At 46.1% G+C, this 14,246-nt stretch carries 11 protein-coding genes and 1 pseudogene; 8 read left to right on the top strand and 4 right to left on the bottom strand.

Annotated features, from left to right (window positions below; genetic code table 11):
* Positions 1–176 (top strand): annotated as a pseudogene (locus ACRC32_RS25245) (Tic20 family protein); the annotation flags it as partial.
* Positions 177–303: 127 nt separating this feature from the next.
* Here the strand turns inward: ACRC32_RS25245 and ACRC32_RS25240 are convergent.
* A complete protein-coding gene (locus ACRC32_RS25240) occupies positions 304–1,116 on the bottom strand; it encodes a fumarylacetoacetate hydrolase family protein (protein WP_438556548.1) in 813 nt (270 codons plus the stop codon).
* A gap of 221 nt (positions 1,117–1,337) precedes the next feature.
* On the opposite strand from ACRC32_RS25240, the gene menD reads away from it, so the two are divergent.
* The 7 genes from menD (at position 1,338) to ACRC32_RS25205 (ending at position 7,547) form a co-directional block, all read left to right on the top strand.
* Positions 1,338–3,131, top strand: coding sequence for a 2-succinyl-5-enolpyruvyl-6-hydroxy-3-cyclohexene-1-carboxylic-acid synthase (gene menD / locus ACRC32_RS25235; protein WP_438556547.1), 1,794 nt, complete (start codon positions 1,338–1,340; stop codon positions 3,129–3,131).
* A gap of 88 nt (positions 3,132–3,219) precedes the next feature.
* Entirely contained in the window at positions 3,220–3,738 is a 519-nt protein-coding gene (locus tag ACRC32_RS25230) for a hypothetical protein (protein ID WP_438556546.1), read from the top strand.
* A gap of 515 nt (positions 3,739–4,253) precedes the next feature.
* Positions 4,254–4,694: a KTSC domain-containing protein gene (locus ACRC32_RS25225; protein WP_438556545.1), complete on the top strand. Its 441-nt coding sequence runs from the start codon at positions 4,254–4,256 to the stop codon at positions 4,692–4,694.
* Between the two features lie 97 nt (positions 4,695–4,791).
* The gene (locus ACRC32_RS25220) at positions 4,792–5,730 is read left to right on the top strand and encodes a GNAT family N-acetyltransferase (RefSeq protein ID WP_438556544.1); all 939 of its coding nucleotides are present in this window, start codon (positions 4,792–4,794) and stop codon (positions 5,728–5,730) included.
* A 122-nt stretch (positions 5,731–5,852) separates the two neighbouring features.
* Positions 5,853–6,011, top strand: a complete 159-nt coding sequence (locus ACRC32_RS25215; RefSeq protein ID WP_438556543.1) for a hypothetical protein — start codon at positions 5,853–5,855, stop codon at positions 6,009–6,011.
* A gap of 211 nt (positions 6,012–6,222) precedes the next feature.
* Positions 6,223–6,906 (top strand): SDR family oxidoreductase, encoded by a 684-nt coding sequence (locus ACRC32_RS25210; RefSeq protein WP_438556542.1) that lies wholly within the window; start codon positions 6,223–6,225, stop codon positions 6,904–6,906.
* Positions 6,907–7,088: 182 nt separating this feature from the next.
* A complete protein-coding gene (locus ACRC32_RS25205; RefSeq protein WP_438556541.1) occupies positions 7,089–7,547 on the top strand; it encodes a hypothetical protein in 459 nt (152 codons plus the stop codon).
* Positions 7,548–7,579: 32 nt separating this feature from the next.
* Here the strand turns inward: ACRC32_RS25205 and ACRC32_RS25200 are convergent, their stop codons facing one another.
* The 3 genes from ACRC32_RS25200 to gltB all read right to left on the bottom strand — a co-directional run bounded on the left by ACRC32_RS25200 (position 7,580) and on the right by gltB (position 14,081).
* Positions 7,580–7,792 (bottom strand): hypothetical protein, encoded by a 213-nt coding sequence (locus tag ACRC32_RS25200; protein ID WP_317105486.1) that lies wholly within the window; start codon positions 7,790–7,792, stop codon positions 7,580–7,582.
* 68 nt (positions 7,793–7,860) lie between these two features.
* Positions 7,861–9,348 carry a glutamate synthase small subunit gene (gene gltD, locus ACRC32_RS25195; protein ID WP_438556540.1) on the bottom strand — a complete coding sequence of 496 codons (1,488 nt, stop codon included), beginning with the start codon at positions 9,346–9,348 and terminating at the stop codon, positions 7,861–7,863.
* Between the two features lie 119 nt (positions 9,349–9,467).
* Positions 9,468–14,081 carry a glutamate synthase large subunit gene (gltB, locus tag ACRC32_RS25190; protein ID WP_438556539.1) on the bottom strand — a complete coding sequence of 1,538 codons (4,614 nt, stop codon included), beginning with the start codon at positions 14,079–14,081 and terminating at the stop codon, positions 9,468–9,470.
* Between the last annotated feature and the right edge of the window lie 165 nt (positions 14,082–14,246).

Genomic DNA, 14,246 nt, shown 5'->3' with positions numbered 1-14,246 from the left:
TGGTACTGCCAATTTTGGCTCCAATTCCTGGGGCTAGTTTTGCCACGCAGACTATAGCTAGTACAATTTTCCTTGGAATAGTGGCAGCTGTAGCGTTTGCTGTGACTCAGTCTCTAAGAGGGAAATATGCAGAAATTCCTGCTCTCTCTGATGCAGTTCACATGCAGGTGAGATAGATATTTTGTCATCGGTCATTAGTCATTGGTCATTGGCGCTTTGAGTGCAAGAGACTTATCTATTTTCTGAAAGTCGATTGCACATTTTACTGCTCTGAACAATCTTGTCGCTTTCGTCATGAAAGAATTATAAGTTTTGAATTGTCGATTCAGAATTCTCGTTGGCGTACCTTAAAATTACAGTATTTTCTAAGCGACCAATCCCTTCAATCTCAACACGGATGCGATCGCCTGCATTCAGCGCTCCTACCCCAGGAGGAGTTCCAGTCAAAACGACATCCCCAGGTAACAGCGTCATGACTTGACTGATGTATGAGACGAGGACAGATGGAGAATAGACCATTTCTTCGATGCTGGCAGATTGTACGGGTTGGGGGTTGTCGTTTAAAAATGTCTGTAGCTGGGCAGATGGATTGATTTCTCTGACGATCCAGGGACCAAGGGGGCAAAAGGTATCAAATCCCTTGGCTCGCGTCCACTGACTGTCCTGCCTTTGTAAATCTCGCGCCGTGATATCGTTGGCGATCGTGTAGCCCCAAATTTTTTTCTGTGCTTGTTCTGGCGTACAATCTGACGTGCGATCGCCAATCACTAAAGCTAATTCTCCTTCATAGTCTACCCGTCTCGACTGTTGCGGGTATTTAATTTCCGTCGCCGTGGCAATTACTGCTGAAGGTGGCTTCAGAAACAACAAAGGTTCCTTCGGTACGCTTGAACCCATTTCTGCTGCATGTTCCACGTAGTTTTTACCCACTGCTACGATTTTGGAGGGAGCGCAAGGTGCGAGAATCTGATATTCATCTGGTGTTAAGCTTTCCTCCGTAGGCTGTCCTTGTAGCCAAGGCGGAGCATCTAATAGCAGAACTTCCAAGCTAAGTTGGAGTATGCCGTAGTGGGTGCGTCCCTCTAAAGATTGAACTCGAATGTAGCGTTGCGCCATAAAGTGTTATTAGATACCTGATCGTTTACTCTACCGTTTGAGCGTGAATTTTTGTGTTGATAGTTTTACAAAGCATTTTTTCATTGGTCGAGAGGAAGTGGGAAGTGAGTCGTGAGTCGTGAGTGACTAGTGGCTGGACTCAATTCTTGTCCCCGGTTCCATTAGCCACTAGTCACTAGCCACTGATAACTGATGACTACTTAATAGTTTGTGCGATCGCAATGTCAATCGATTTAAGAAATACAAATTCTGCTTGTGCCTCTATTTTGGTAGAAACATGGCGACGGTTGGGACTCACTACTGCTGTCATTTGTCCTGGTTCGCGTTCTACCCCACTGACAATTGCTTTCGTGCAAGCCTCAGAAGTTGAGGCAATTTCCGTGTTAGATGAGCGTTCTGCTGCCTTTTTCGCCTTGGGAATTGCTAAACAAACGAGTAAACCTGTAGTTGTCGTCGTCACCTCCGGTACGGCTGGAGTTAACTGCTATCCCGCGATCGTGGAAGCAAGGGAAAGTCGAGTGCCTTTAATAGTTCTAACAGCCGATCGACCTCCTGAATTGAGACACTGCCATTCTGGACAAACGATCGATCAGTTAAAGTTATTTGGCTCTTATCCTAACTGGCAAGCAGAATTAGCTCTACCATCTTTAGAAATCTCGACACTAAGATATTTGCGCCAAACAGCGATTTATGCATGGGAACGGGCGCTATACCCCGTCTCCGGTGTCGTTCATCTCAATATACCTTTTCGCGATCCCCTCGCACCCATACCCGATGGCAATAATTCTGAATTTATATCTTCCCCACTAGAATTAGAAGACTTTTTTGCTGGGATCGAAACCGGTTCCCGTGCGTCCGTACCGCAGTGCGCTCCTACGACTCCCGACTCCCGTACGGGCGGGTTTGGAAACCCGCCCCTACCGACTCCCCCTCTTCACGAGTGGGCGCAAATTCACCGAGGAATTATCATCGCTGGTATTGCCCAACCACAGGACCCGCGAGAATATTGTGGGGCGATCGCTCAACTTGCTAAAACAGTGAAATTCCCAGTTCTAGCAGAGGGGTTATCTCCAGCCAGAAATTATGCTGAACTCAATCCCTATCTCATTTCTACCTACGATTTAATTCTTCGGCAACCGCAACTAGCAGATAAACTCAAGCCTGATGTGGCGATCCAAATCGGAGAATTGCCTACAAGTAAAGAATTACGTAGTTGGCTCGATCGCACTCAACCGCAGCGTTGGATTGTCGATCCTAGCGACCAAAATCTAGACCCTCTACATGGCAAAACGACTCATTTGCGCCTTTGTGTGGAACAGTTAGCTCAAATCTATCCTACAAAGCCAAAGCTACCTAGCGACTATCTTCAGCTATGGTGCGACTTAGAGACTAAGGTGAGAGGTGTTGTAGATGGGGCGATCGCAAATCTGAATCAGCCGTTTGAAGGTAAGGTAGCTTGGATGCTCTCTCAAATACTCCCCCCTGGTACGCCACTGTTTATTGCCAATAGTATGCCCGTGCGCGATGTAGAATTTTTTTGGATGCCTAGTAATTCTGGCGTGCGACCTTTTGTGAATCGAGGCGCAAATGGCATTGATGGTACTTTATCTACTGCTTTAGGAATTGCCCATCACAATCAAAGCAGCGTCATGCTAACTGGAGACTTAGCTTTATTGCACGATACTAATGGCTTTCTCATTGGCAAAAAACTTAAGGGTCATTTAACAATTGTGCTGATTAATAACAATGGTGGCGGAATTTTTGAAATGCTGCCAATTTCTCAGTTCGATCCACCCTTTGAAGAGTTTTTTGCTACGCCACAAGATATTAATTTTGCTTGCCTTTGTCAGACTTATGGTGTAGAACATGAATTAATTGCGACTTGGGAAGATTTGCAACAAAGACTAAAGTTTTTACCAGCAAGCGGAATCCGAGTTTTAGAGTTGAGAACGAACAGAAAAGCTGATGCTCGATGGCGACAAGAAAATTTAGCAAAATTTGTCAAAGGAATTTGAAGTTAGACATTGATCGTTTGTCATTCGTCATTTGTCATTTGTCATTGGTAAATCTCCCAAATTTCTGATAACTGATAACTGATAACTGATGAAAAGAATTTCTGCTACCTTAGCGGTCTTAATTGCGATCGCAACAGTTATACCGACTCAGGCTCAAACAACAAGAGAGCTGAAGTATTTTCGCAGTAGTTTTTATAAAAACAACCCATCAGACTGTAAGATTTTTTATCCCGTTCCAGTTGGTGCAGTCCCTAGCCGCAAAGCAAAAGATGATACTTGCTTACCACCACCATTAGCAATTATTCCTGGGTATGGGAAAGACTATACGCGCTTAATGAAAACAGGAATTCGAGCTGGAATTAGGGGTGATTACAATACGGCTTTAATTAACTTTCGTCGCGCTCAACAAATTGAGATTTCTAAAGACCATCTGGGCTATACTAATCGCGAGGCGTTGAGGGGAATTAATGGAGCGATGGTAGCCCAAAGATATCAAATAGAACCTCATCCAGTGAAAAGACTCACGCCAAAATTTTTCTGGTACTACTGGACTGGTACGGGCGATCGCGGTAACTGGGGTAGGAATATTATCGAGCATCGACGGTAAATCTTGCCCTTAGGGAGCATCCTACAAAGCGCAAATTGCTCTTTCTCATCTGCTCCCTATTCCCTGCGATATTGGTTTTCTAAAAATCAGCATGAAAAACTTAATAAACTTGAGAAAACCTTACCATCAATATCATTATTACAATTAACCCAGTTATCCAAACCAATAGCGAACCCCAACTCAAAGAATTTTGGTTGAATTGCTGCGATACGCCTTTTACCAGTCTATTTAAATTTGCCATATTATTTGTATACTCCGAAACTATGTATCTTACAATACTGAAACTTTTTTGTATATTTAGATCGAAATAGCAATGAAACTTAGTTAATAGAAATAAAAGTTCAAATATAACTCAGGCTTCAATCCATGATTTTAAGCTGAGGTAGTGTTACTCAGCTTGAGAAAGCCTTGCATTACAAAGGAGAAATAAGAAAGGGTGGGATGTTGCCTTAGCACTATACAAAACACGCATGTGCTAGTACAATTGTACTAATACGTAGAGGGATATAATCCTGATGAAGTTCTCTAAGCTCGATCTGGGTAATCTTGTAGCTGTCGGTCATTCAGATGGTTATTTAGGACTGTTAATCGACCGAGGAGATGAGTTTGAGTTAGTGGAAGTTCCCGCCCCGATTGAGGCTTATGAAGGTTTGCAACACGTCAATTCATTAGTTAATACTAATGCATTACCTGCTGCATCTGAACCTCTAAAAATGCTACCAGTTCAGTCTACAATGGCAACATTAATTGGTTATGACTGCAACGATCGCATTTTACAAGTTGAGTTTAGCAGTGGCAGCGTATATCAATATGTGGATGTAGAACCGGAAACTTGGGAAGCTTTACAAGAAACCGATTCTTTAGGAAGATTTTATAACAACAATATTAAAGGTCAATACGATTGCCAGCGAATGGACTATATCGACTGCGATTACAGCGAAGAAGAATGTTGCTAGACTGGCTATATTATTTAAATTTTTGGCGACTTTATGAGTTATTGAAAGGTAATGAAGGAAGATATAAACCGAGCGACCTTTAGAAAATATCTCAATAATGGAAGTCTTAATTCGCCAGCTTCAAGAAAGCGAAATACCCGCAGCAGATCGCATTTTTAGATTAGCTTTTGGCACTTTCATAGGATTGCCCAATCCAATGGAGTTTGGAGGTGATGCAAACTTTATCCAAAGTCGCTGGTACGCAGAGCCATCAGCTGCTTTTGTAGCGATCGCAGATAGCATTATAGGATCTAATTTAGCAACTCGTTGGGGCAGTTGCGCATCTTTTGGTCCTCTCAGCGTCCATCCCGATTGGTGGAACCAGAAAATTGCCCAACGTCTGATCGAACCAGTTGTAGAATGCTTCAATACATGGAACATTCAGCAGGCGGGTTTATTTACCTTTCCTAACAGTCCTAAGCACCACGCACTGTATCAAAAATTTGGATTTTGGCAGCGGTTCTTAACTGTAATTATGGCTAAACCCGTACAACAATCTCAACCAGTGCCGCAAGTCATCAGATATTCTCAAATGGATCGAGAACAGCGATCGAGCATTTTAAAAGCAAGTCTTACTCTTACAGATAGCATTTTTGCAGGTTTAGATCTGTCTCAAGCAATTATTGCTGTAGATACGCAAAAAATAGGCGACACGGTTTTCTTTTGGGATGAGAAAAGTTTAGCCGGATTTGCTGTTTGTCATTGCGGTGCGGGGACTGAAGCGGGAAGCGAGACTTGCTATGTTAAATTTGGGGCTGTGCGCTTGGGGCAGAATGTAGAGAAACGATTTGAACAATTACTAGATCTATGCGAAACTTTGACCGTACAGATGAGTATGTCGCGCTTAGTCACTGGGGTGAATACGAGTTGTCATGAAGCATATCGCCGGATGATAGCGCGTAGTTTTCGGACTGAGATTACTGGAGTTGCAATGCACAGACCGAATCAGCCAGGATATCATCGCTCTGACGTATTTGTTTTAGATGATTGGCGTTAATATAATACTTACATTCGAGCTAGAAATACTCGCTTTTAGGTGTCATTAGTCATTAGTCATTAGTCATTTATTGGAACGCGCTTAATGCTGAATTATAAGGTGGGCAATGCCCCCCCCTACGCTTGGATTTTATATTAGCAGATGATTCCGTGCGTGCCGAAAAATATCGGATCGAGATGCAACTTGTAGGAGATCGGTGGAAAATTGTTTGGGCAGGTACTCAGGTAAAATGCCAATTGGGAAGAGGACAGAGTGGATGGTCAAAGCAGCCTTGTAGTTAATCATTCCAAACCTTCAGGTAGTGCGATCGCCTCAATTAATGGTGTAATAGTTTGAGGGGAAAGTACGTCTTCTACTACTGCAAACCCTTGTTTTGCGATCGCTCGTTGCAAGTCTTTCATTTTATTTGTGAGCGATCGCGGTTTTTGAATGTGTCAGATGTTGTAAATAGCATATAGATTTAATTAAAGTAAAGTTACGCTAAGTTTCATCATGAGTAAGCTGATTGTCATTACGGGGGTAAGTCGCGGTTTGGGGCTTGCCATGACAGAAGGATTCGTTCAAGCCGGACATACAGTTGTAGGTTGCGCCCGTTCTGAGACGGCTGTAGAGAAACTACGTCAACAGTATAATTCGCCGCACGATTTTGCGGTAGTAGACGTTGCCGATAACCAGCAGGTGCAAACTTGGGCAGAACAAGTACTTTCGCGTCACGGCGTGCCAGATTTACTAATTAATAATGCGGCGATAATTAATCCTCTAGCCCCACTTTGGCAAATTCCCGTTGAAGAATGCGATCGCCTCATCGATGTCAATATCAAGGGAGTCGTAAACGTTATCCGTCACTTTGTCTCCGCCATGAAGGAGAAAAATCGGGGTGTTATCGTCAACTTGAGTTCTGGTTGGGGTCGTTCCACTTCCCCAGAGGTTGCGCCCTATTGTGCGTCAAAATGGGCGATTGAGGGACTGACTAGGGCTTTAGCACAGGAATTACCTGCTGGGATGGCAGCAATTCCCCTCAACCCTGGCATTATTCATACAGATATGTTGGAAATTTGTTATGGAGAGGAAGCAGCAGCTTATACTGCGATAAAAGATTGGGTCAAGCAAGCCGTACCATTTCTACTCAAATTGAGTGCAAAGGATAATGGTATGCCGTTGACGGTTCCGGTTTGAGGAAGTCAAAAGTTAAAAGTCAAAAGATCTAAGAATTACGCAGTCGATCTCCCAACTGAGTTAAAAAGGGGGCATTAATCTCTCCCTTTTTAAGGGGGGCTAGGGAGGATCGAGATCTAAAACATCAAATGCGTAACTCCCGACATCTAAGAGTTGAAATTGAGATGTAACAATAGCTGGTTATGAGTAAAGTTTTAGATGTGCCTCTTTCGATAGAAGTTGCCAAACGGATTAAGAGTAAAGCAACCAAGTGTTTTGATAATGCCTATAAAGCGGCGCTGTTGATGGAGGAATCAGTCTACGTGCAGGGCTTTTTAGTCTTTGCCAGCGCGCCGTGTGAAATGGTAGAGTATGGCTGGCTCGAATTAGGCGATCGCATTGTCGATCCGACGTTTCCCCATCTGGATCGCCACATTGAAACACTCTATTACTTTCCCGCCCAGCGCCTCACCGTGTCACAACTCAAGGCAACCATAGAAGAGTCAAAAGAAGATTACCCAGAAGACGACCCCTTACCAGTCTACGGAGAAGCGCCTTACGAGTATTATGGCGATGTCATGCTAGGTGGTGCTGATTATGCCGCAGCATTCAAAGACGCTGAGGCAAAGTGCCGAGAAATCGACTTTGAGGTTAACGGTTAACAGTTGACGGTTAACCGTTAACCTCTTTAACCTTAATAACTATCGTTATCGTTAGCTGTCTGCATTTCTAGTAGGTGGTTGGCGTGATTGAGTCGATTGGCGATCGCCTGTCGCCAGACAAGTTCCACTTCTGGATCTGCCAATACTTCTTGAGCCAGTTGTCTGTAAACAGCACTAGTGGCAGCATTAACCTGTTCTAGCAGTCTGAGGTTGTGATAGATAGTTCTGGGGGAAATTTTTGTCATACGGTAGTTGGTAGTTGGTAATTGGTTACTTTACTCACTGCTCCCTGCTCCCTATTCCCTGCTCCCTATTAATAAGGTAAATCCGTGCTACCCATGAGATAGAGGTCGCACTCGCGGGCTGCGCCGCGACCTTCGTTGAATGCCCAGACGACTAAGCTTTGTCCGCGCCGACAATCGCCAGCCGCGAAGACTCCAGGGATGCTGGTAGCATATTTACCATAGTCGGCTTTGATATTGCTGCGGGGGTCGCGATCGAGTCCGAGGGTATCAATTAGGGGTTGTTCGGGTCCGAGGAAACCCATCGCCAGCAAGACGAGTTGGGCGGGTATGACTCTTTCCGTACCTGGGACTTGCTGCGGAACAAACTGCCCTTTGTCGTTTTTCGTCCACTCTATTTGTACCGTGTGGACGGCTTTGACGCAGCCGTTCTCGTCGCCCTCAAACTTGGTCGCAGTGGTGATATATACGCGGGGATCAGCACCAAATTTAGCCGCAGCTTCTTCCTGCCCGTAATCCATTTTGTAGATTTTGGGATATTCGGGCCACGGGTTATTTGCGGCACGGGTAAGGGGTGGCTGAGGCATAATTTCCAATTGGACGATGCTGTTACAACTGTGGCGGATCGACGTGCCGACGCAATCAGTTCCAGTATCGCCACCACCAATAATCACGACATCTTTATCAGCAGCAGAGATGAAATTATCGCCTCTGTGGTTATCTAGAATTGCTTGGGTGTTGGCAGTGAGGAAATCCATTGCGAAGTGAATTCCCTTCAATTCTCGTCCTTCGATAGGTAAGTCGCGGGGTTTGGTCGCACCGACACAGAGGACTACAGCATCAAATTCTTTTAGAAGGGTTTCCGCCAGAATATCTTTACCAATTTCAGTATTGCAGACAAACTGCACGCCTTCCTGTTCCAAAATCTTGAGGCGGCGCTGGACGACTTCCCGCTTGTCGAGTTTCATGTTGGGAATACCATACATCAGCAATCCGCCAGGGCGATCGGCACGTTCAAATACCGTGACCCAATGTCCTGCCGTATTGAGTTGTGCTGCGGCACACAGTCCCGCCGGACCCGAACCGACAACGGCAACTTTTTTACCCGTGCGCTTTTCTGGGGGGTGAGGTTCGATCCAACCTGCCTCCCAACCTTTATCGGCGATCGCATTCTCAATATTTTTAATTGTCACGGGAGGATTATTAATTCCCAGTACGCAAGCACCTTCGCACGGTGCGGGACAGACGCGACCTGTAAATTCGGGAAAATTGTTGGTTTTGTGGAGGCGATCGAGGGCTTCGCGCCAAAGTCCGCGATAGATCAGGTCGTTCCACTCAGGAATCAAATTATTAATCGGACAACCGCTTGCCATGCCACTGATGACCGTACCTGTGTGGCAAAACGGAACGCCACAATCCATACAACGTGCGCCTTGGGTGCGAAGTTTCTCCTCTGGCATGTGGATGTGAAACTCGTCCCAGTTCTGGATACGATCGATTGGCGAAATTTCTGAAGCTACTTCGCGGAGATATTCGATAAAGCCTGTTGGTTTGCCCATAGTTTAAAGGTGGTGCGTGGTGCGTGTCGAGCGGGTGTAGGGTGTGGGGTGTAGGGTGTAGTGGATTGTTAACTGGTCAGGAGTCACTGGTCACTGGTCACTGGTTACTGGTCACTGAATTAGCTGCCACCGATGCGGGAGACATCGCGGGCGTTTTCTTCAAAGGCGGCGGTGAGTGCGTCGTCACCACTTAAGCCGGAGGCGATCGCTTGCTGTAAGGCTTGCAGTACGCGCTTGTAGTCCCTTGGCATCACCTTGACGAATTTGGCGATCGCCTCTTCCCAACTGGCGAGAACTTGCTTTGCTTTCTGGCTGTGGGTGTAGTCGGCGTGTTTCTGAATCATTTGCCGCACGATCGCGATTTCTTCCGGATCTTCGAGTCTTTCTAGTCCTACCATTTGCGTGTTGCAATGGGTTGCAAAGTCGCCTGCCTCGTCGAGGATGTAAGCAATACCACCACTCATCCCTGCGGCAAAGTTGCGTCCGGTAGTACCTAAGATGACGACTTTACCACCAGTCATGTATTCGCAGCCATGATCGCCTACGCCTTCCACAACGGTATTGACACCGGAGTTACGCACGCAGAAACGTTCTCCCGCCACACCGGAAATATATGCCTCGCCACTGGTTGCACCGTAGAAGGCAACATTACCGATGATGATGTTTTCTTCTGGGATTAATGTAGACTCTACAGGTGGATAAACAATAATTTTGCCACCACTGAGTCCTTTGCCCAGGTAATCGTTGGCATCACCTTCGAGTTCTAGAGTTACGCCTTTGGGGACGAATGCACCGAAGCTTTGTCCTGCACTACCTTGGAAATGTAGGTGTACGGTGTCTTCAGGTAAACCATCCCAATGACGTTTGCTGATTTCGTTTCCGAGGATCGTGCCGACGACGCGATTGATATTTTTAATCGGTAGAGTGGCTTTGATTGGTTTACCGCGTTCGATCGCCTCTTGACATAATTCCAGTAATACTGTCATGTCGAGGGACTGTTCTAAACCGTGGTCTTGGGGAATTTGACAGTAACGCCCGACTTCTGCACTTACTTGCGGTTGGTAGAGAATCTTTGACAAGTCGATGCCTTTTGCTTTCCAATGGGCGATCGCTTGTTTTGCCTCTAGTACCTCAGTGCGACCCACCATTTCATTGAGCGTGCGGAAACCGAGTTGTGCCATAATTTCTCGTACTTCCTGGGCAATGAACTTCATAAAGTTAACTGCATGTTCTGGATCGCCCGTGAAGTTTTGCCGCAGTTGTGGGTCTTGTGTCGCTACCCCCACTGGACAGGTGTTGAGGTGACAGACGCGCATCATAATACAGCCGAGGGAAACGAGGGGTGCGGTGGAAAAACCAAACTCCTCTGCACCCAAGAGTGCTGCTACAACAACATCGCGTCCCGTCTTCATCTGTCCATCTGTTTCGACAACGATGCGCGATCGCAAATTATTCAATACCAACGTCTGATGTGTTTCTGCTAAGCCCAATTCCCAAGGTAGCCCCGCGTGTTTAATTGAAGTCTGCGGCGAAGCACCCGTACCACCATCAAAACCAGAAATCAGTACCACATCAGCGTGCGCTTTGGCAACCCCTGCGGCAATTGTTCCCACGCCAACCTCAGAGACTAACTTGACACTGATCCGTGCTTGACGGTTGGCATTCTTCAAATCGTGAATTAACTCGGCAAGGTCTTCAATCGAGTAGATATCGTGGTGTGGTGGGGGTGAAATTAATCCTACCCCTGGCGTGGAGTGACGGACTTTGGCAATTGAGGGGTACACCTTGCGTCCTGGTAACTGTCCGCCTTCCCCTGGTTTTGCCCCCTGCGCCATCTTAATTTGCAGTTCCCTCGCTTGGGACAAATACAAGCTTGTCACGCCAAAACGACCGGAAGCAACTTGTTTGATGGCACTATTTTTCGAGTCACCGAGATCGTTCGTCCAGGTATATCTTTCTGGATCTTCGCCACCTTCCCCAGTATTAGATTTACCACCAATCCGGTTCATGGCGATCGCCAGGGTTTCGTGCGCCTCTTTGGAAATTGAGCCATAACTCATCGCCCCTGTCTTGAAGCGCTTCATAATCGCTTCAATTGGTTCGACTTCTTCAATTGGGAGTGGTTGACGTGCTTTAAATTGCAATAGTCCGCGTAGGGTGAAAAACTGCTGATTTTGCTCGTTTACCAGGGTGGCGTATTGCTTGTAACCGTCGTAATTTCCTTCACGGACGGCTTTTTGCAAAGTATGGATAGTCTGCGGACTAAATAGATGCGCTTCACCTTCTTTGCGCCATTGATATTCACCTCCAACATCCAGCGTATGTCCGTTGGTGGGACGGTCTGGGAAAGCATGATTGTGACGTAAAATTGCTTCTTTGGCAATAACTTCTATATCCGCACCCTCAATCCGCGATGCCGTCCAGGTGAAATACTTGTCAATTACTGATTGGTTTAGCCCGATGCCTTCAAAAATTTGCGCCCCGCGATAGCTTTGTAGGGTAGAAATGCCAATTTTGGAGGCAACTTTAACTACGCCTTTGGTTGCAGCTTTGACGTAATTCTTACACGCGGTTTTAAAATCGACATCGAGTAGCGAACCCTGTTGGATTAAACTTTCAATCGTCTCAAACGCCAGATAAGGATTGATTCCACCGCAACCGTAACCGAGTAACACAGCGTAATGGTGTACCTCACGCGGTTCTCCCGATTCTAGTACAATTCCTACCCGCGTCCGCGTTCCCGTGCGAATTAAATGGTGATGCAAGCCAGAAACCGCTAGTAATGCTGGAATGGGGGCATTATTTCGATCTACACCGCGATCGCTCAGGATAATAATATTTACACCAGAGGTAATCGCTTTGTCAGCTTGGCTGCAAATGTTCTCCAGTGCTGTTTCTAACCCCTTCGCCCCATCTTTCGGATTGAATAGGATGGGAATCGTAATTGAATGAAAATTGTCTTCGTCGATATATTTCAGTTTTGCCAACTCTTCATTACTGAGAATCGGCGTTTTCAATTCAATTAATCGACAGCTTTCTGGTTCTGGTTTGAGTAAATTTCGTTCCGAACCAATTGTCGTTTCTGCCGAAGTGATAATCTCTTCCCGAATTGAATCAATCGGTGGGTTCGTTACCTGAGCAAATAGCTGTTGAAAGTAATCGTAAAGCAATTTGGGACGGTCGGATAAGATAGCCAACGGCGTATCCGCACCCATTGCGCCTACCGCTTCCACTCCATCCTTCGCCATCGGAGTCAACAGCAGCCGCAATTCCTCAAAAGTGTATCCGAAAGCCATTTGGCTTTGGATGAGGTTGTGGGGTGTGGGGTGTGGGGTGTGGGGAGATGAATTAATTGCGTCCGAATTCCGAATTCCGAATTCTGACAACGCCACCATATGCTTATCCAACCATTCCCGATACGGATGTGCGGTGACGATTTGGTGTTTGATTTCTTCGTCGGCAATAATCCGTCCTTGTGCCATATCTACCAGAAACATCCGTCCTGGTTCCAAGCGTCCTTTCGACGCTACACGTTCTGGTTCAATTGGCAATACACCCGCTTCGGATGCCATGATTACCAAGTCGTCTTTGGTGACGTAATATCGTGACGGACGCAAGCCATTTCTATCGAGTACTGCGCCAATTGTCGTTCCATCGGTAAAGGCGATTGAGGCGGGACCATCCCACGGTTCCATTATGCAGGAATGATATTTATAAAATGCCTTTTTCTCCTCACTCATTGACTCATGCGCCGTCCACGGTTCGGGGATCATCATCATCACCGCATGAGGGAGCGATCGCCCTGCCAGTGTAAGCAACTCTAGCACGTTGTCAAAGATCATCGAGTCGCTGCCGTCCATATTGATGACTGGCTTTAGCTTCTCTAAATCCTCGCCAAATAATTCTGACTCAAACAAAGATTGCCGCGCGTGCATCCAGTTGATATTACCGCGCAGTGTATTAATTTCACCATTATGAGCGATGTAGCGATAAGGATGCGATCGCTCCCAACTGGGAAATGTATTTGTACTAAAACGAGAGTGTACCAGTGCCAACGCACTTTCTAAATCCGGATCTTGTAAGTCGGGGTAATATTGCCCTACCTGTACGGGCATTAACATTCCTTTGTAAACAATTGTGCGGCAAGAAAGACTCGATGGATACCAGTACGGATCGATCTGCGTGGTGCGAATTTCGTTTTGAGAACGTCTGCGAATAACGTAGAGTTTGCGATCGAAATCTGTTTCAGTGGTTAAATTATCAGCGCGTTGGATGAAAACTTGCTGTACGAATGGTTCGCTAGCTTTAGCGGTGTTACCTAATGAGGAGTTGTTTGTCGGTACGTCGCGCCAACCGAGGACTTTTTGACCTTCCTCTGCCACAATTTTCTCAAATAGCTGCCGACTCTGCTCCCTGACTGCGGCATCTGGCGCGCAATAGATGATACCAACGCCATAATGTCCTGCTTCTGGCAGGTTAATATTTTTTGCGGCTGCAACTTTTTTGAGAAATTTATGCGGAACTTGCAAGAGAATTCCAGCGCCATCGCCTGTATTAATCTCGCTACCACACGCGCCACGGTGATTGAGATTTAACAGAATTGTGAGTGCTTGTTCTACAATTTCGTGCGATTGTTTGCCCTTCATATGAACGATGAATCCTACACCGCACGCATCATGCTCGAACTGTGGATCGTAAAGTCCCTGTTTTGGTGGTAGTTGATTGCTATTCATAATTGGCGATTTATCCGTGGCAATGAAGGGTCGTGATGAAATTGGAAGTCGGCAGTCGGAAGTTATTGACAGGAATATGGGGTGTAGGAAGTTTACACCCGATCGTGAAGGCGCATTCTAATTTGCATTCTCTAACGAGTAGAGATGTAAATGTTCAGCTCTTAA

Origin of the sequence: Chroococcidiopsis sp. (genome assembly GCF_051657925.1) — a bacterium.
Taxonomy (GTDB): domain Bacteria; phylum Cyanobacteriota; class Cyanobacteriia; order Cyanobacteriales; family Chroococcidiopsidaceae; genus Chroococcidiopsis.
The sequence above is the reverse complement of the archived record's forward strand: the minus strand, read 5'-3'. Positions and strand labels throughout refer to the sequence as shown.

Bases quoted from the DNA above. Each gene is read 5' to 3' on its own strand.
- ACRC32_RS25240 (WP_438556548.1), bottom strand. From the start codon at position 1,116: ATGGCGCAACGCTACATTCGAGTTCAATCTTTAGAGGGACGCACCCAC.
- menD (WP_438556547.1), top strand. From the start codon at position 1,338: ATGTCAATCGATTTAAGAAATACAAATTCTGCTTGTGCCTCTATTTTG.
- ACRC32_RS25230 (WP_438556546.1), top strand. From the start codon at position 3,220: ATGAAAAGAATTTCTGCTACCTTAGCGGTCTTAATTGCGATCGCAACA.
- ACRC32_RS25225 (WP_438556545.1), top strand. From the start codon at position 4,254: ATGAAGTTCTCTAAGCTCGATCTGGGTAATCTTGTAGCTGTCGGTCAT.
- ACRC32_RS25220 (WP_438556544.1), top strand. From the start codon at position 4,792: ATGGAAGTCTTAATTCGCCAGCTTCAAGAAAGCGAAATACCCGCAGCA.
- ACRC32_RS25210 (WP_438556542.1), top strand. From the start codon at position 6,223: ATGAGTAAGCTGATTGTCATTACGGGGGTAAGTCGCGGTTTGGGGCTT.
- ACRC32_RS25205 (WP_438556541.1), top strand. From the start codon at position 7,089: ATGAGTAAAGTTTTAGATGTGCCTCTTTCGATAGAAGTTGCCAAACGG.
- ACRC32_RS25200 (WP_317105486.1), bottom strand. From the start codon at position 7,792: ATGACAAAAATTTCCCCCAGAACTATCTATCACAACCTCAGACTGCTA.
- gltD (WP_438556540.1), bottom strand. From the start codon at position 9,348: ATGGGCAAACCAACAGGCTTTATCGAATATCTCCGCGAAGTAGCTTCA.
- gltB (WP_438556539.1), bottom strand. From the start codon at position 14,081: ATGAATAGCAATCAACTACCACCAAAACAGGGACTTTACGATCCACAG.